The sequence below is a fragment of the Nioella sp. genome (assembly GCF_964229645.1).
Classification (GTDB): domain Bacteria; phylum Pseudomonadota; class Alphaproteobacteria; order Rhodobacterales; family Rhodobacteraceae; genus Nioella.
In genome coordinates this window covers 23810-40522 of record NZ_CAXREX010000182.1, presented here as the reverse complement: position 1 = coordinate 40522, position 16713 = coordinate 23810, and the positions used below count along the sequence as shown (strand labels likewise).

Genomic DNA, 16713 nt, shown 5'->3' with positions numbered 1-16713 from the left:
CGGGAAGATGTCAGGCTCGGTTGTCAGTGGCCTCCCTGCCGGTTGGAATGACGACACAGTCGGCGGCCACGGCGCCCTGGCCATCGGCTCCGACGATCATCGGGTTGACATCAATCGTCTCAAGCGCGGCCCCGTGATGGGCGGCAAAGGCCGACAGGCGCGCCAGCGCGTCGGCGAGCGCGCCGATATCGCGTTCGGGCGCGCCCCGGAAGGCGTCCAGCAGCTTTCGACCGTGGATTTCGTCGATCATGCGGCGCGCTTCGGCGGGCCCGAAAGGCGCGACCCGGAAGGACACGTCTCCCAGGGCCTCGACCAGCACCCCGCCCAGACCGAACATGACCACCGGGCCGAACGCGGGATCCCGGGTCACGCCGAGTATGGCCTCCAGTCCCGGTGCTGCCTGTTCCGCCACGACCAGCCCGTCGATCCGCGCATCGGGTGCCTTTTCGGACGCCAGTTCCAGGATTCGCGCCCCGGCGGACCGGACATCTTCGACCGAGCGCAGATTCAGCGCCACGCCGCCGATATCGGATTTGTGCAGGATGTCGGGCGAAGCGATCTTGAGCACGACCGGAAAGCCCATCTCCCGCGCCGCCTCGGCTGCCGCTTCCGGCGTCCTGGCCAAAGTCTCGCGCACGATCGCAATGCCGGCCTCGGCCAGCAGCGCCTTGGCCTCGATCTCGTTTATCATCCCGTCCGGCAGCGGTGACAGGTCAGTGAGTTCGGGTATCGGGTCGGCTTCACCGGCGCGCGCGAAGGAACGGGCGAAATAGCGCAATGCGGCCATCGCGCGGACCGCGCGGGTCGGTTCCTCGAACACGATGAACCCCGATCTTTCGTATGCGGCACGGCCTTCGGGTTCGGTCAACGAACAGAACAGCATGGGTCGACCGGGATACTTCTCGCGGATGCGCTCCAGCCCGGTCCGGATGGCTTCGTTCAGGTCGGCGACCAGACCGACCGTGGACATGAAGATGATGGCTCCGTCGATGTCGCCGTCGCCAAACAACACATCCATGTTGGTTTCCAGCAGGTCGATCTGGTTTACCAGCTGCGCCGTCACGTCGACCGGGTTGCGGACCCCGGCGAAGGGCAGCACCGCTTTCAGTTTCTTCTGCGCATGATCGGGAAGTGCGGGCACGTCCAGTTTCAGTCTCTCGGCTTCGTCGGCCATCAGCACTCCGACGCCGCCCGACACCGTCACGAGGCCCAGCCGGTCGCCCTGCATCATCGACGCCGATTCCGCGCAGGCATAGGTCACATCGAACATTTCATCGACCGATTGCGCCCGGTAGACGCCGTATTGCCGGAAGGCCGCGTCATAGACCGCGTCGGACCCCGCCAGCGAAGCGGTGTGCGATTGCGCGGCCTCGGCACCGACGGCGCTGCGTCCGACCTTCATCATGACCACCGGCTTTTCCCGGGCGCGCGCCAGTTCCAGCGCCTCGACCAGCCTGTCGCGGTCGGTCGCGCCTTCAAGGTATCCCATGATCACGCGGGTCTCGTCATCCTGCGCGCAATAGGCCACGGCATCGGCAAAATCGACATCGCAGGAATTGCCCGTCGTCGCCCAGAGGTTGACCCCCAGGCCGCGCATCCTGACCAGCGTCATGCAATACGACCCGAAAGCGCCGCTCTGGCTGACGATCGACACGCCGCCGGGTTTGGGCAGGTGCTTTTCGACGCCCGGCGTAAAGGTCGCGTAAAGGTTGTGGCGGACGTTGGCGATGCCAAGGCAGTTCGGCCCGACCAGCCGCATACCGCCCTCGCGCGCGATGTCGACCATGCGCGCCTGAAGTGCGGCACCTTCGTCATCGACCTCGGAGAACCCCGAACTGAAGATCACCGCGCCCCGCACACCACGCGCCGCGCAATCCGCGACCGCCTGAACTGCCAACGGCGCGGGCAGCGCGATCACCGCCAGATCCGGGGTCGTCGGCGCCTCGGTGATCGACGGATAGGCCGTCAGACCCTGAACCTCGGACGACCTCGGATTGATCGGCAGGATCGTGCCCTCGAACCCGTGACGTATGAGAAAATCCACCGGCCGTCCGCCGATGCGCTTGGGGTCGCTCGACGCGCCGATCACGGCAACAGACCGAGGGGCGAAAATGGCATCCATTCCGTCAATTCGCATGGGTCTTCCCTTGATATTCTTATTAGTAGGATTTCGGCAGGCCGAGCGCATGTTCCGCGATGAACGACAACACCAGTTGTGGCGTGACCGGCGCGATGCGGAACAGGATGGCTTCCCGTACAAGCCGCTCGACATGGTATTCCTTGGCATAACCGAAACCGCCGAAGGTCAGCTGCGCGGTCTGCGTCGCCTTCACCGCCGCTTCGGCGGCCAGGTATTTGCCTGCATTGGCTTCGTTGCCACAAGGCTTGCCGGCATCGTAAAGCGCGCCGGCGTTCATCGCCATGAGATTGGCGGCTTCCAGTTCCGCCCAGCAGGCGGCCAGCGGGTGCTGCACCCCCTGATTCTGGCCGATCGGCCTGCCAAAGACGACACGCTCGTTGGCATAATCCGCGGCGCGCCGAAGCGCGTTGCGCCCGATGCCCACCGCTTCGGCGGCCACAAGCACCCTTTCGGGATTCAGCCCGTGCAGGATCTGGCGGAAGCCCTGGCCTTCCTCGCCGATCAGATCCTCGGCAGGAATCGGCAGCCCGTCGATGAACAACTCGTTCGAATCGACGCATTTGCGGCCCATCTTCTCGATCTCGCGCACGGTGACGAACGTCCGGTCGAGATCGGTGTAGAACAGGCTCAGGCCTTCGGTCGGTTTCCTGACCTCCTCCAGCGGAGTGGTGCGCGCCAGAAGCAGGATCTTGTCGGCAACCTGGGCGGTCGAAATCCAGACCTTCTGGCCGTGCACGACATAGCGGTCACCCTGCCGCACGGCGCGGGTTTTCAGCTTGGTCGTGTCGAGGCCGGTCGTCGGTTCGGTGACACCGAAACAGGCCTTTTGCTCACCGGCCACGAGCGGCGGAAGATAGGTCTTCTTCTGGTCCTCGGTGCCGAACTTGACGACCGGATTCAGGCCGAAGATGTTCATGTGGATCGCCGATGCGGCGCTGTTGCCGCCGCCGGATTCCGCAATCGCCTGCATCATGATCGCAGCATCGACAATGCCAAGACCGGCGCCGCCGTATTCTTCGGGGATGGCAATGCCCAGCCAGCCATCGCGGGCCAGCTTCTGGTGCAATTCGTGCGGGAAGCCGCCTTCGCGATCCCGGTTGAGCCAGAATTCGTCGTCGAACTCCTCGCAAATCCGCAGAACCGCATCGCGGATTCCCTGCTGATCGGATGTCATCTGATAGGTCATGGTGTCCTCCTCAATTCTCGCAGACCCGGGCTCAGCGGTCCGGTCCGGCGATGATGCCAGTGTCGGCAAGCGCGTCGATCTGCCCGGCGTCGTATCCGAGCTCTTCCAGCACCGCGCGGCTGTCGGCCCCCAGTTCGCTGCGCCCGAGCCAGCGCAGCCGGCCCGGCGTCTTGTCCAGCTTCGGCACGGGGCCGACGACCTTGGTGTCGTCGCCCTCGACCCCGACGATGTCGCCCCGCGCCGCGATCTGCGGATCGGCCAGGATGTCATCGACGTCATAGACCATCGCCGCCACGGCATCGTGGGCCTGGAAGATGTCGATCGCCTTCTGCGCGTCATGCTGGGCCACGAATGCCCCGAGCCGGTCCACGATCTCGTCCATATGTTCCGCAAAGCCCTCCAGACTTTGGAATTGCGGCTGATCCGCCCATTCCTTTCCGCCCGCGGCCTCCAGAAGACGCCGCCCGGTCGCCGCACTGCCTGCGCTGATTGTGACCCACTTGCCGTCCCGGGCGCGAAACACCCCCGCCGGAGCGTAGGAATTGGGTGACTGAAGTCCGTTTCGATCGACCGGCAGTCCCGCGCCGGTGCGGGTCGGGACGTGGTAGTCGATCAACCGCAAGAGCGGCTCGAATATCGCCAGATCGACCACCTGGCCCCGGGCGCTGCCGTTCTGCACCGCATGAAGCGCCATCATCGCGCCGTAGGCGGCCATCAGGCCGGTGGTCGAATCCGCGGCGGGAAAGCCGGGGTGCATCGGGGCGTTGTCGGCGAAGCCGGTCATGTGGGCCAGCCCGCTCATGGCCTCGCCGGCCCGACCGAAACCCGGCCAGGAGGACCGCGGCCCGGTCTGGCCATAGCCCGAGATCCGCACGATCACCAGATCCGGGTTCCATTCATGCAGGACCTCTGGCGCCAATCCCGCCCTTTCAAGCACGCCGGGGCGAAAGTTCTCGATCAGAACCTGCGCGTTTTCGACCAGGCGGCGCAGAACCTCTCGGCCCTCGTCGGTCTTCCAGTCCAGCGCCACCAGTCGCTTGTTTCGCGCCAGGGTCTTCCACCAGGCACCCACACCATCCTTTGTGCGCGCGCTCAGAGCCCGCAGCATGTCGCCCTGCCCCGGCCGTTCGATCTTGATCACGTCAGCGCCGAAATCCGAGAGCAGAGCGCCGCACATCGGCGCGGCGATCACATGCCCCATTTCAATCACCCTGAGATCGCTCAGCGGCCCGTCTTCTATCGTCACTCGGTCTTCTCCCGGATGTTCATTTCTCGGTCGTCAAGCCCCGATCGCCGGGTCCAGCGCCCCTAGTCTCCCCGGAACCGAAATCCATTGCGAGAACAATCGAACGCCCGTTAGATCCCCGAAACGGACGCATGACTTTTCACTTGACGGAGGAAGAAATGGCTGAACCAAACACGAATCGAATGGCTGAACGCCGACGTTCGGTTGCCGAGGCACTGGACGGTCTGTTCGATCCCAACACCATCGCGGTGGTTGGGGCGTCCCGCACCAAGGGCAAGCTCGGGCAGGCCGTGTTGGCCCTGCTGAAGAGCAACGGCTATCGCGGCAAGATCATCCCGGTAAACCCTTCGGGCGGCGAGATCGAGGGGCTTGCGGCTGTGCGCAGCCTGGAAGAGATCGACGGTCCGATCGACGTGGTCGTTCTGGCGACCCCGGTCGGCATCGCTCTCGATGCGTTGGAAACCTGCACCCGGCTCGATGTGAAAGTGGTGGTCGGGGTGACCTCCGGGTTTTCGGAAGCCGGCGAAGACGGGCATGAGAACGAGATGCGGCTGCGCCGGATCATGCAGGACGCGTCCTTTCGCCTGGTCGGGCCGAACTGCGAGGGCGTGGTGCGCCCCGCAACGGACCTGCAACTGACCTTCAGCCCGATGTTCAACGGTCTCAGGCCCGGCCCCGTGGCCATGATTTCCCAGTCCGGCGCGCTTGGCGGCCTTATGGCGTTGCGTCTGGGCGAACGCGGCGTGGGGATCAATGCCATCGTCTCCAGCGGCAACGAAACCGATCTGACCGCGGCGGATCTGCTTGAATATCTGGGCAACGACCCTGAGACCCGCGTGGTGCTGTGCTACGTCGAGGAACTGCGCGACGGGCGACGGTTCGCCGAGGTGGCCCGGCGGCTGACGCAGGACGGAAAGCATGTCGTTGCGGTCAAGGGCGGGCGAAGCCGCGCCGGATCGCGCGCGGTCCAGTCGCATACCGGCGCGATGGCCGGGGACGACCGGGTGATCAGCGCGGTGTTTCGTGAAACCGGGGTTATCCGCGCGCGGGAATCCGTGGCCGCCGTCGATGCCGTCACGGCCCTCGCCGCGGGGCGGCGGCCTGCCGGCAACCGGGTCGGCATTATCTCTGTCACCGGCGGACTCGGCGTCGAGATGACCGACCTCGCTGAAAGCGCCGGCTTCGAGGTTCCGGTCCTGGCCGAGGCGACGCAGACCGCGCTGTCGCGCTATGTGCCGTTCTACGGCTCGGTCTCGAATCCGGTCGATCTGACCGGCGTCGTTCTGGCGAATCCCACCTATGTCGGCCGCTGCCTGGAGGCCGTTGCCGATGATCCGGGCGTGGATATCGCCATCGCGATTATCACATTTGTGCCGGATCAGCAGTTCATCGAAGCCCTGGCCGAGGCGTTCGACAGCACCGGCAAGCCGATTCTGATCGTCTGGACCGGCGCGGCGCGCAGCAATGCCTCGGGCGAGGCGCTGCGCGAACGGGCGGTTCCGGTGTATGATTCGCCCGCGCGGGCGGCGTCGGGCCTTGCGGCGCTGGCGGCCACGACGGGAGAAGTGGCATGACCCCGAGGGAAACACTGGAAGACTGGCAGCGGGCCGGGCGCAAAGTGGTCCATGAGGCCGACGCGAAGGACCTGCTGCAACGGATCGGCGTACCGGTGCCGAAACGCGACCCCGTCGAAGGGCGCTGTGTCGCCAAGCTGTGTCACGACGATTATCCGCACAAGTCCGATCATGGTCTCGTCCGACTGGGTCTTTCCCCCGAAGAGGCGAAACGGGCCGCCGCCGAAATGGCGGAGCGTTTTGCGGGCGGCACGGCGCTGATCGAGGAAATGGAAGAAGACTCGGTGGCCGAATGGATCATCGGCTGCAAACGCGACGACACCTTTGGCCCGATCGTGCTGGCCGGTCCCGGCGGCATCCTGGTGGAACTGATCGACGCAGCCGAGATCCGGCTCGCGCCCGCGGGGCCGCAAACCGCCGAGACGATGGTGGATTCGGGCCCGGGCGCCAGGTTGCTGGCGGGGCTGCGCGGCGCGAAACCCGCCGACCGGGGGGCCCTGGCGGACCTGATTTCACGCATATCTGTTTTCTTCGCCGAAAACGCCGATCTGATCTCGGAAATCGAAATCAACCCTGTGATGGTTCGGGCGGACGGGAAAGGATTGGTCGCTGCCGATGCCTTGATCGTGTTGGCGCCCAAGGCGGACGAACAGGAGAATATCACGTGATACGTCACCCTTTCGGAGAGTTGTCACTGGGCCAGACCGGCGTATCCAGCGGACGGACGATGACGGAAACAGATGTCGTCAATTTCTGCATGCTGACCGGGAACTGGCTTGAGCTGCATTCCAACATCGAGCATGCCAAGGAGGCGATCTACGGTCAGCGCCTCGTTCAGGGCAGCCTCGTGTTTTCCATCGTCAACGCGATGATCCCCTTCGACAGTACCGTTCTCGCCGCCTTTTACGGCTGCGACGGTCTGCGCTTTCTGCGACCGACCTTCATCAACGATACCCTCTGGGCCCGCGTGGAAATCGTCGATCTGAAGGATCATGACGAAAAGCACGGTGTCGTGACCAGCAAGCTGGAAGGCATCAACCAACGCGACGAAACGGTGATGCGCTGCGCGTTCAGCCTGCTGATCCGAAAGACCCGACTCGATCGCCCCGGAGAACCGCCCAAGATCCGGGCCGCGCACGGCACCGCACAAGGAGAGAGAGCATGAACTTTCTCAGTCCCGAGCAGGAGATGTGGCGTGCGACCGTCGCGCGTTTCATCGACGAGGAGATCGGTCGCGACTACATCCGCAAATGCGACCGTGAGCGCGAATATCCCTACGAGGCCTATGAAAAGGTCGCCAGGCAGGGCTGGCTCGGCATCCTGTTTTCCGAGGAAAGCGGCGGGCTGGGCGGCGACATCATGGACTATGCGCTGATGTGCGAGGGGCTGGCGAAATACGGTTTCGATTTCTCCACCGGTCTGATGGTCGCCACATTCACCGCGATGAATATCGAGAAATTCGGCACGCCCGAACAGAAAGAGCGCTATATCCAGCCGTTCCTCGATGGCGATATCCGCTTCTCGATCTCGATTTCCGAACCCGGCGCCGGGTCGGATGCGGCCTCGACCAAGACCCGCGCGCGGCGCGACGGTAACGGCTGGGTCGTCAAGGGGCAGAAGCTGTGGTGCTCGGGCGCGACGGCCGACAATGCGATCCTCGCCATGCTGACCCGCACCGATCCGGACGCGCCCAAGCACAAGGGGTTGTCGGTCTTCCTGATCCCCAACGATACCGAGGGTCTGGATATCCGCAAACTGCCGACCCTGGCGCGGCGCGCAACAGGCACCACCGAGATTTTCGTGGATGACGTGAAACTGCCCGCCGATGCGCTGCTGGGCACCGAAAACGAGGGCTGGAAGATCATCACCGATCATCTGGAACTGGAACGTGTCGCGGTGGCCGCCGCCTATGTCGGCAATGCCCAGACGGCGGTGGACGATGCCCTGCGCTACGCGCATGAACGGATCCAGTTCGACAAGCCGATCTTCGACTTTCAGGTGATCCGCCACATGCTGGCCGACATGCAGACCCAGGTCGATGCCGCGCGGCTGCTGGTCTATCGCGCCGCCAGCCTGGCCGCGGCCAAGACGCCCTGCACGCGCGAAGTCTCGATGGCGAAACTCTTTGCCTCCGAGACGCTGCAAACCGTCACCCGCAACGGCATGCAGATCCTCGGCGGTCATTCCATGCTGCCCGAGGCGGATATGGAACGGTATTTCCGCGAGGGAATGCAAAGCACCATCGGTGGCGGGACATCGCAGATACAGCGCACCCTCATCGCCAAGACCATGCGCCCGAACTGACATCGGGACCGCCTTGGGGCACGACCGGACAACAAAGGGAAAGAACCCATGAAGAACGGACGCGATCCGGTGATCGTCGGCCTTGCCGACGCGCCAATCGAGGACGGGAAATTCGTCACCAAGGCTTCGGTTCTGGGCCATGCCGCCCTGGTGGCGAAAGCCGCCGTCGAGGAAGCCGGCCTGACGCTGGACGATGTGGACGGTCTTCTGACCGCCGGCATGTGGGGCGTACCGGGGCCGGGGCAGCTTGCGACGGTGACGCTGGGCGAATATCTCGGCATCATGCCAACCTATGTCGATGGCACCAATATCGGCGGCTCGGCCTTCGAGGCGCATGTCGCCCATGCCGCGATGGCGCTGCGCGAGGGCTATTGCGAGGTTGCCCTGATCGTCTACAGCTCCGACCAGAAATCGCTGCGCAGCCGCAATCTGGGGGGGCGCCCCTCGGTCCTGTCGATGCAGCACGAAACGCCTTACGGGATGCCGACGCCGGTGGGCGGCTACGCGATGGCGGCGCAGCGTCACATGCACGAATACGGCACCACCTCCGAGAACCTGGCCGAGATCGCCGTCGCCACCCGGAAATGGGCGCAGCTGAACCCCGCCGCGACGCGGCGCGATCCGCTGTCGGTCGACGATGTCCTGTCCAGCACGATGATCTCGGAACCGCTGCACCTGCTTGATTGCTGCCTTGTCACCGACGGCGCGGGTGCCATCGTGATGACCACCGCCGAACGCGCCAGGGACCTCGGGACCGAACCCGTCGCGGTCAGGGGCTATGGCGAGGCGCACACCCATTGGGCCATCGGAGAGATGCCGGACCTCGCCCGCCTGCTGCCCGCGCAGAAGGCCGGCGAAACGGCGATGAAAATGGCCGGGGTGAGCCATTCCGATATCGACGTGGTCGAGGTCTATGACAGTTTCACCATCACCGTCCTGCTGACGCTGGAGGCGCTGGGTTTCTGCAAGATCGGCGAAGGTGGCGATTTCGTCTCCGGCCAGCGCACGGCACCCGGCGGCGCCTTTCCGATGAACACCAATGGCGGCGGTCTTTCGGCGCTGCATCCGGGCATGTACGGGATATTCCTGCTGATCGAGGCCACCCGCCAGTTGCGGGGCGTCTGCGGCATCCGGCAGGTCGCGGGGGCCGAGACCGCGCTGGTGCATGGCACGGGGGGCACGCTGTCCTCCGGCGCGACCGTGATTTTGCAGAAGGACTGAGTCGATGAGCACTGAAAAACCGCTTCCGGTGATCGACCACGACAGCGCCCCCTATTGGGCGGCCGCGCACGAGGGCCGCCTCGACATCCCGCTTTGCGGCGATTGCGGCAGGCATCACTTCTATCCGCGGGCGATCTGCCCGCACTGCCATTCCGACAACCTGAAATTCGACACGGTCAGCGGGCGCGGCGAGGTGCATACCTTCACCATCGCCCGCCGCCCGGCAGGCCCGGCCTTTGCCGACGACGTGCCTTACGTCGTTGCGCTGATCGAACTGGAAGAAGGCCCGCGGATGATGAGCCGGATCCAGACCGACGATCCCGAATCCGTGCGTATCGGGGCCAGGGTCGAAGTGACCTTCGTGAAAGCGACCGACGAGATCACCTTTCCCTACTTCAGGATGACCTGAGACAGCGCGCACAGGTCCGCGCAACCAACCGTAATAGGGCCGCCGCAGGTGTTCTGCGGCGGCTCCTTTTTTGAAGTTGCATCGGCGTCAACCGGTGCCGAGGGTCTGCCGCTCTCCGCGAAAGAACCGCCATGCCACCAACGCAATCAGCACCAGCCCGCCGATAATGTCGGCCAACGGCGCAGCATAGAACAGCAAGGTTGCCGTCGCCAGAAACATCCCCCGCCCCGGCAGGGACAGCGTTCCCCGGAGGTAACCGCTCAACCCGACGCTGACGGCGAAGACCGCGGCACTGGCCACGCCCAGATCCAGAACGATCTGACCGGACCCGCCCTGCGCCAGGATACCCGGCCTGAACACGAACAGGAACGGCACCACATAGACCGCACCGGCAAGCACCAGCGCGCGGCCCGCCACCTTCCAGAAGTTGGCTCCGGCCAGCGCGGCGGCGGCATAGACGCTGGCGCAGACCGGTGGCGTGATGGCCGACAGGATCGCGTAGTAGAAGACGAAGAGATGGGCGGTCATTTCCGGCAGGCCAAGCCGCACGAGGCTGGGCGCGGCAACCGCCGCCGCCAGCACGTAGGACGCGGTGGTCGGAACATCCATGCCCAGCACGATCGACAGCACCGCCGCCAGCAGCAAGGCGACGATCAGGCCCTGATCGGACACCGAAAACAGCAGGTTCGAGATCTTCACCCCCGCGCCTGTCGCCGTCAGGACCTTCACCACGATCGCGGCACAGGCCAGCAGCGCGGCGATCATCACCAGCGCGCGGCCGGCTTCGACCATCCCTTCGTAAACGTCCCGGGCCAGCCCGGCCCAACAGGCCCGCAGCCCCTGCGCCCGGGCCTCCTGGGAAAAGGGGCGCACGACCGCGCAGGTCAGGATCAGAACGATGATCGACGCCGCACCCGCAAAGCTCGGTGTATAGCCTTGAAACAAGAAATAGATCACCGTCCCGATGGGAAGAAACAGCGGGATCGCCTTGTCGGGCGCCAGGAAATCCGCCGGTTTCGGCATTTCGCTCTTCGGGGTGGGCTGAAGGCCTGTCTTGCGCGCATAGAGGTCCACCCCGAGCCATATCGCGAGGTAATAGAGAAACGCAGGACCGATCGCAGCGACCGCGATTTCGGTGTAGGGAATGTTCAGGAACTCGGCCATGATGAACGCCCCCGCCCCCATCACCGGCGGCGTCAGCTGACCGGCGGAGGAGGCGACCGCCTCGACCGCGCCGGCAAAGGCCGGCGGATAGCGCAGCCGCTTCATCGTGGGGATGGTGATCGAGCCTGTCGCCATGACATTGGCCACCGCCGATCCGGTCACCGTCCCGAACATCGCCGAGGACAGGGCGCAGACCTTGGCGGGGCCGCCGAAGGTGCGTCCGGCGATCCATGTGGCCATTTTCATGAACACGTCGGTCGCCCCGGTGGACAGCAGCAATGCCCCCAGAAGCACATAGATCGTGATGACCCGCGCGCCCACATCCGCGAGATAGCCGAAGATGCCGGTGGTCGAACTGTAGAAGGTCTCGACCGCCGTGCGCGCCGAAACCCGCGGCGGGCGCCAGCCGCCGTCAATCAGATCATACCCGAAGTAATAATAAAGAACGGTGATCAGCGCCAGCAAGGGCAGGAACCAGCCGATCACCCGGCGGGCCGCTTCGAGCGTCAGCAGGACGGCCAGCAGACCAGCCGCCTTGTCGAGCGGGCCGTACTGCACCATGATGTCGGAAAAGCGATCCCGGTTGAGGATCACGTAGAGGCAGACGCCAAAGGCCAGCAGCCCGAGCGTGATGTCGATGGCCCGTTCCAGGCCGCTTCGACCGCCGGTCCGCGCCGCGCGCGCGGCGTAGAGGAAAAAGGCACCGCCCAGACCGAAGCCGATAAAGATCGGTCGTTGAACCAGCGGTTCGAACTGTCCGTACAGGGCATTGTAGAAATGCAGTGCGACGAATGCTGCGAACAACGCGCCGAGTGCCTGCGCTCCGCGCCGTTCCCAAGGCGAAGCTTCGCTCGATGATTGTCTCATGTTCCCTCCCGAGACGGCGGGGCGCATGGGGCGCCCCGCTCGACCGGTCCGTTTGACCGGCTGTGCGACTGTCCGCCGGGCGGAATCAGTTGCCTGCGGCTTCTTTCCAGTACCGCGCCGCGCCCGGATGATAGGGTATACCGGTCTCGATGGTCGCGACGGCATCGGCGGCGATGTCGTATTCCGCCAGTTGCGGCCAGGCTTCGACCAGCAGATCCATGTTCTGGTGGATGCTGCGGGCGATGTCATAGGCGGTGTCGTCGTCCATGACGCCGGTGCGGGTCAGGAAGAAGACGTTGAGCTTGGGCACCCGCATCTCCTCGGACCCGGGAATAAGCCCCGCGGGAAGGGTCGTGAAACCGACGCCCTCCATGGCTTCCGTTGCCGCTTTCTCCTGCTCCTCGGAAAAGCCGATCAACCGCATCTCGGTGCTGGTCATCAGCTCTTGCAGGGTTGCATCGACAGAGTTTGCGGCCCCGTATTTGCTGTAGCCGATGATCTGGCGGTTCTTGATGCCTTCGACCGCGTCACCGACGGCCCCGTGCACGAGGTCGGCGTTGATGTCGAACATCGACAGCACGGTGGTTGTCAGGTTCTCGGCGGCCGATCCCCGGATACCCGGATTGAACTTCTTGCCATCCAGATCCTCGAGCGAGGTCACGCCCGACTCCTCGGTTGCGGCAATCAGCAGGACCGACGCGCTGTAGGGATAGAGCGCGACCGTGTCGGGAACGGCGTTGCCTTCGAACTTGCCCGATCCGTTACGGGCCGCGATCAGAATGTCGGTGGTGGCAAGGCCGAGATCGATTTCGTCCCGTGCGAGGCGCAGGACATTGTCCACGCTGGCGCCGGTCTCGATCACGTTGACGGTGGTATCTTCCATGCCGGTCTCGATCGCCTTGCTCATCGCGACCGAGATCGTGAAATGGCTGGACGTCGGGCTCGTGGTCCCCATCGTCAGATCCCTGGCCGAAACCGCCCCGCCCACAAGAATGGCACTCAAGGCCGCCGCGGCACCGATTGCCCGCCGGTTTTCAGTCATCATGCGTTTGAACATCTCTTCCTCCCAGTGGTTGTTCAAAGTTATCGGCATCCGCGCTTCAGGCGCGCAGAGTGCCGGTCTTGTCGACCCGCTCGCGCAGGATTGTCAGTTCGTCGTCTGTTGGCGGCGGCGTCGTTGGCACGTCGCCCGAGACTCCAAGGTCGAACCCCGTGTGGCGCTGCACCTCTTCGGCGGTCGTGCCCGCGTGGACCGATTTCAGCCGCATCCGCAGCGTCGCCGGGTCGAAATCCAGAACCGCGCGGGGTGTCACCACGAACCGCGGCCCCTCATTGGTCATGCCGGCGGCGCGTTTCGCCTCGGGCCCCGAAAGGTGCCCCGGTATGGTGATGAAATCCACTTTCTCGACAAAATTTCGCGCCGTATGAACCGTGGGGCAGATGTAGAACCGCGTGGAGGTATGGCAATAGGACAGGTTGGCCGCCCCCGGCCCGCGCATCCCGGGCGCGTGCAGCGTACCACCGACGTGATGCAGGTTGATGTTGCCGAAGGCATCGTGCTGCAAGCCGCTGTGAAAGAAGAAATCCAGCCCGTGATGGCTGTGGCCGAAAAGCTCGATGAAGGTTTCGGCGGCCTCGCAGCGGCCCAGGGCCCGGTCGTCCAGCATCGAGGGATAGAGCCGTCCCGGCTCCGGGTTGAAGAACATCTCTCCGCCGATAGTCAGGTTGGGCGCATGCAGTTCGCGCGCCAGAGCGATCGCCGCCATCGGCACCAGGGCCGCAGCGCCCGCCGCCCCCAGTTCGCCATCGGCCAGGTCGCGGGCCAGCACGACGACCATCTGCTCAAGGGGGGAAATCGCAGCACTCATTCTCTCCGCGCCTCCGCTTCGAGCCGGGCGAAATGCTGGGCGTCGCCGACCGCCTCGATATAGTCGTCCTGGTTCTTCGGCCCGGTCACGTGGCGCGCGATATACGCGTCCAGCCCGGCGCGGTCGCCGGTCCGGGCGGCATCGCCCAGATCGGCGTAGGCGTCGATGTGGTCCTCGTCCATCGCATAATGGGGGAAGCTCGCGGTGGGGTGCGCGCCGTAGGGCACCTCGACCACGGCATCGACATAATGGGCCGGCACCGTGACCCGCGTCGGATCGTCCAGAACGACCTCGTCCGGCACGATCCTGTCCACGCTGGCAATGACCATGTCCGAGGCGCGCGCCATCAGCTGATCGGCATAGACCATCGTGCTGAGATGGCGCAGGTTTCCCCAGCGGTCGGCCTCTTGCGCGTGCAGCAAGGTGACGCGGGGCCGGATCGGTCCGACGGCATGGATACGGCGCCCCGAGAAGGGGCAGTCAATCTCGCGGATCAGCGGGTTGTGCTTCAGAACGTCCGACCCGCGCAGCGCGTCGATCGGCTGAAACGGAACACCGTGGGCCGAGGCCATCAGCCCGCCCACCACGGTCAGCGCATCAAGTGCATGGGCCGTCACCTGCCCTGCCTCGACCGCGCGGCGGAAATTGGGGCAAAGTCGGTTCTCCAGCGTGACGCCGGGAATGAATATCTGCGCGACCGCGCCTGCCGCGATCATCAGGTCCACGTCATAGCCCGCGCCGGGCGAGGAATAGACATGCAGGCCCTTTGCCCCCGCAGCCAGCAGCCCGCGCACCAATGCGACCGGTCGGCCCTGCTTGAACAATCCGCCAAGGCAAAGCTCCGGACGGTCCTGCAAGGCATCGCGGGCCAGGCGGGCTGCGTCCCGCAGCCCCGTGACCTTGCTGCGACGCCTGGGTTTGGTTTGGCCGTCCATCGTACGGGTGGTCGCTCCGATGCTTCTGTTGCCCTGGCGGATCGCCGGGGAATTTGCGCAGAACAACTGTACCGGAACGCACCCGATCCAGCACCTTCCGGCATGTGACAGGCAGGATCGAACACATATGTGCGATTGGCCGCGCCGGGTTCGGGATCAGGAGATCAGAGCAACCCCGCAGCGACACCGCCACCGACAATGAGCGTGATGAGAATGATGCTGGCAAGACCGAACAGTCCGTTCCAGCGCAAACCGATGGTCGTGGGCCGTTCCCCGACGATGGAAGAGGCATAAACCACGGCCGTGATGGCAGGCCCCATGCAGATGATGCTGCTCCAGCCGCCGGCCAGTGCAAGACCCAGAGCGAGCGGCGACAGACCATCCACGCCGATGCGGTTGACCACTTCCGCCAGCAGGACCACCGAAATCATCGGGTGCACGCCCACCAGCCCCGTCAGGAACACCGTCATGATCAACAGCACGACGGTCAGCACAGGCCGCGTTGCGATCCAGCCAAGATGGTCGGCAATCCATTCGACCGGAACGACCTCCAGCGCGACGAGGCCGATGAACCCCGCCGACGCGATAACGCTCATTTCGGTCGCGAATCCCGGTGCCTGCGTCACGAACCGGCGCGACATGTCCGGAATGCTGCCGATGCCCTTTCGCAGACCCAGCCAGAGAAGCGCATAAATCGGCACGATGGCGATCAGGACGGTCTGGAAACTGTATTCTGTCGCCCTGTCCAGCGCCACCACGGCGCCCCCCAGCACAAGGACATGGCCGGCAACGATCACGACCGACCAATGGGCCCAGCCCGGAAGGACTCCGGTCAGGGCCGGGGCCCGGCCCCGCGCCGAGGGCGGGCGCCACCATTCCACCGTGTCGAACAGCCACCCCAGAAGGAAAAGCACCCCGGCCAGCGCAATTCCGTACGGCGCCAGTAGCGCCCATTCGAGCCCCGGAATCGTGAGGATCATCAGGTTGAGAGCGATCCCGAACGGCGTCCAGAACGCGATCGAGGAAAACCCCCGCATACAGGCGCTCACCATCCTGCGCTTGCGCGCCTCGAACACGAAATCGTCCATCTCATGGCGATGGGCTTCCAGCCCTTTCATGATGACCTCAAGCATCACGCCCAGCCCGCCGAGGTTCAGCAGCACGCCGAACAGGTGGCCCCCAGCACCCAGAGAGGCGTAGCGCCGGGTCGGCGGCTGCAACGTCAGGAATTCTCCGGCAACCTCGACAACCGGGTCCTGTGTGGCCGCGATGCGCAGGAATGCGACAGCCGTCAGCAGCGCGGACAGGAAAACGACGCGCGCCGCGGCCTCGGCGAAAATATGTGGGTCGATACCATCGGCCAGCGCCAGGACGGCAATCGCGAACGAGAAGAAAAGCAGCACCCATCCGACGCGGGCAATGTTGCGGAACGCGATCGCGAGATAGACGCCGAAAAACGGCACGGCGGCGAGCGACACGCCGCTGGCGGGAAAGATACCCTGCAAGATGCCACCGCCAAGACAGGTCATCAGGCAGACAGCCGCAATCGAGTTGCGCACGGCGGACCGTTTCAGAGCATCAATGGACGACATCTGCACCCGCTTTTCCAAAGCCGCGTGGCCCTTTTTCTCGCAGCTTTTCTGATACGCCCCGGCGCCCGATCTCAAAGGGATTCAGATGACGGTTTGCGGCCAGCCTGCCTCAACCGGGCGGGGATCTCAATGCGACAGCTTCGTTCAACACATATGTGCAAACAGATGGTCACCCGAATTGATAGCCCCTCCCGTCATGAGGCAAGG

14 protein-coding genes are annotated in these 16713 nt (G+C 64.7%); 6 read left to right on the top strand and 8 right to left on the bottom strand.

Annotation, left to right across the window (positions count from 1 at the left end; all coding sequences use genetic code 11):
* Positions 1–10: 10 nt before the first annotated feature.
* The 3 genes from ACEQXV_RS12050 to ACEQXV_RS12040 are packed head-to-tail and all read right to left on the bottom strand — an operon-like array spanning position 11 to position 4572.
* Positions 11–2137 (bottom strand): acetate--CoA ligase family protein, encoded by a 2127-nt coding sequence (locus ACEQXV_RS12050; RefSeq protein WP_370269373.1) that lies wholly within the window; start codon positions 2135–2137, stop codon positions 11–13.
* Between the two features lie 22 nt (positions 2138–2159).
* Positions 2160–3326, bottom strand: a complete 1167-nt coding sequence (locus tag ACEQXV_RS12045) for an acyl-CoA dehydrogenase family protein (RefSeq protein ID WP_370269372.1) — start codon at positions 3324–3326, stop codon at positions 2160–2162.
* Between the two features lie 31 nt (positions 3327–3357).
* Positions 3358–4572: a CaiB/BaiF CoA transferase family protein gene (locus ACEQXV_RS12040; protein ID WP_370269370.1), complete on the bottom strand. Its 1215-nt coding sequence runs from the start codon at positions 4570–4572 to the stop codon at positions 3358–3360.
* Positions 4573–4754: 182 nt separating this feature from the next.
* Here ACEQXV_RS12040 and ACEQXV_RS12035 point away from each other — a divergent pair, with 182 nt between their 5' ends.
* Genes ACEQXV_RS12035 through ACEQXV_RS12010 form a run of 6 tightly spaced genes read left to right on the top strand, consistent with a single transcriptional unit; the run spans position 4755 to position 10080 of the window.
* Positions 4755–6146 (top strand): acetate--CoA ligase family protein, encoded by a 1392-nt coding sequence (locus tag ACEQXV_RS12035; protein ID WP_370269368.1) that lies wholly within the window; start codon positions 4755–4757, stop codon positions 6144–6146.
* Positions 6143–6814 carry an acetate--CoA ligase family protein gene (locus ACEQXV_RS12030; RefSeq protein ID WP_370269366.1) on the top strand — a complete coding sequence of 224 codons (672 nt, stop codon included), beginning with the start codon at positions 6143–6145 and terminating at the stop codon, positions 6812–6814. Before ACEQXV_RS12035 ends, ACEQXV_RS12030 begins: the two co-directional genes overlap by 4 nt.
* A 59-nt stretch (positions 6815–6873) precedes the next feature.
* Positions 6874–7311 (top strand): MaoC/PaaZ C-terminal domain-containing protein, encoded by a 438-nt coding sequence (locus tag ACEQXV_RS12025; protein ID WP_370269365.1) that lies wholly within the window; start codon positions 6874–6876, stop codon positions 7309–7311.
* On the top strand, positions 7308–8450 hold the full coding sequence (locus ACEQXV_RS12020) for an acyl-CoA dehydrogenase family protein (RefSeq protein ID WP_370269363.1): 1143 nt from the start codon (positions 7308–7310) through the stop codon (positions 8448–8450). The genes ACEQXV_RS12025 and ACEQXV_RS12020 overlap by 4 nt, the downstream gene beginning before the upstream one ends.
* Before the next feature lie 48 nt (positions 8451–8498).
* Positions 8499–9671 (top strand): acetyl-CoA acetyltransferase, encoded by a 1173-nt coding sequence (locus ACEQXV_RS12015; protein ID WP_370269361.1) that lies wholly within the window; start codon positions 8499–8501, stop codon positions 9669–9671.
* A 4-nt stretch (positions 9672–9675) separates the two neighbouring features.
* Positions 9676–10080 carry a Zn-ribbon domain-containing OB-fold protein gene (locus ACEQXV_RS12010; RefSeq protein WP_370269359.1) on the top strand — a complete coding sequence of 135 codons (405 nt, stop codon included), beginning with the start codon at positions 9676–9678 and terminating at the stop codon, positions 10078–10080.
* Positions 10081–10167: 87 nt separating this feature from the next.
* Here the strand turns inward: ACEQXV_RS12010 and ACEQXV_RS12005 are convergent, their stop codons facing one another.
* From ACEQXV_RS12005 to ACEQXV_RS11985, 5 genes are all read right to left on the bottom strand, one after another.
* Positions 10168–12111: a TRAP transporter permease gene (locus ACEQXV_RS12005; protein WP_370269358.1), complete on the bottom strand. Its 1944-nt coding sequence runs from the start codon at positions 12109–12111 to the stop codon at positions 10168–10170.
* Between the two features lie 85 nt (positions 12112–12196).
* Complete coding sequence (locus ACEQXV_RS12000) at positions 12197–13168, bottom strand: TAXI family TRAP transporter solute-binding subunit (RefSeq protein ID WP_372525744.1); 972 nt, start codon at positions 13166–13168, stop codon at positions 12197–12199.
* 43 nt (positions 13169–13211) lie between these two features.
* A complete protein-coding gene (locus ACEQXV_RS11995) occupies positions 13212–13979 on the bottom strand; it encodes a CoA-transferase (protein WP_370269355.1) in 768 nt (255 codons plus the stop codon).
* The gene (locus ACEQXV_RS11990; protein ID WP_370269353.1) at positions 13976–14914 is read right to left on the bottom strand and encodes a CoA transferase subunit A; all 939 of its coding nucleotides are present in this window, start codon (positions 14912–14914) and stop codon (positions 13976–13978) included. The genes ACEQXV_RS11995 and ACEQXV_RS11990 overlap by 4 nt, the downstream gene beginning before the upstream one ends.
* 164 nt (positions 14915–15078) lie before the next feature.
* Positions 15079–16506 (bottom strand): hypothetical protein, encoded by a 1428-nt coding sequence (locus tag ACEQXV_RS11985; protein ID WP_370269351.1) that lies wholly within the window; start codon positions 16504–16506, stop codon positions 15079–15081.
* Positions 16507–16713: the final 207 nt, after the last annotated feature.

Bases quoted from the DNA above. Each gene is read 5' to 3' on its own strand.
- ACEQXV_RS12050 (WP_370269373.1), bottom strand. From the start codon at position 2,137: ATGCGAATTGACGGAATGGATGCCATTTTCGCCCCTCGGTCTGTTGCC.
- ACEQXV_RS12045 (WP_370269372.1), bottom strand. From the start codon at position 3,326: ATGACCTATCAGATGACATCCGATCAGCAGGGAATCCGCGATGCGGTT.
- ACEQXV_RS12035 (WP_370269368.1), top strand. From the start codon at position 4,755: ATGGCTGAACGCCGACGTTCGGTTGCCGAGGCACTGGACGGTCTGTTC.
- ACEQXV_RS12030 (WP_370269366.1), top strand. From the start codon at position 6,143: ATGACCCCGAGGGAAACACTGGAAGACTGGCAGCGGGCCGGGCGCAAA.
- ACEQXV_RS12025 (WP_370269365.1), top strand. From the start codon at position 6,874: ATGACGGAAACAGATGTCGTCAATTTCTGCATGCTGACCGGGAACTGG.
- ACEQXV_RS12020 (WP_370269363.1), top strand. From the start codon at position 7,308: ATGAACTTTCTCAGTCCCGAGCAGGAGATGTGGCGTGCGACCGTCGCG.
- ACEQXV_RS12015 (WP_370269361.1), top strand. From the start codon at position 8,499: ATGAAGAACGGACGCGATCCGGTGATCGTCGGCCTTGCCGACGCGCCA.
- ACEQXV_RS12010 (WP_370269359.1), top strand. From the start codon at position 9,676: ATGAGCACTGAAAAACCGCTTCCGGTGATCGACCACGACAGCGCCCCC.
- ACEQXV_RS12005 (WP_370269358.1), bottom strand. From the start codon at position 12,111: ATGAGACAATCATCGAGCGAAGCTTCGCCTTGGGAACGGCGCGGAGCG.
- ACEQXV_RS12000 (WP_372525744.1), bottom strand. From the start codon at position 13,168: ATGTTCAAACGCATGATGACTGAAAACCGGCGGGCAATCGGTGCCGCG.
- ACEQXV_RS11995 (WP_370269355.1), bottom strand. From the start codon at position 13,979: ATGAGTGCTGCGATTTCCCCCCTTGAGCAGATGGTCGTCGTGCTGGCC.
- ACEQXV_RS11990 (WP_370269353.1), bottom strand. From the start codon at position 14,914: ATGGACGGCCAAACCAAACCCAGGCGTCGCAGCAAGGTCACGGGGCTG.
- ACEQXV_RS11985 (WP_370269351.1), bottom strand. From the start codon at position 16,506: ATGTCGTCCATTGATGCTCTGAAACGGTCCGCCGTGCGCAACTCGATT.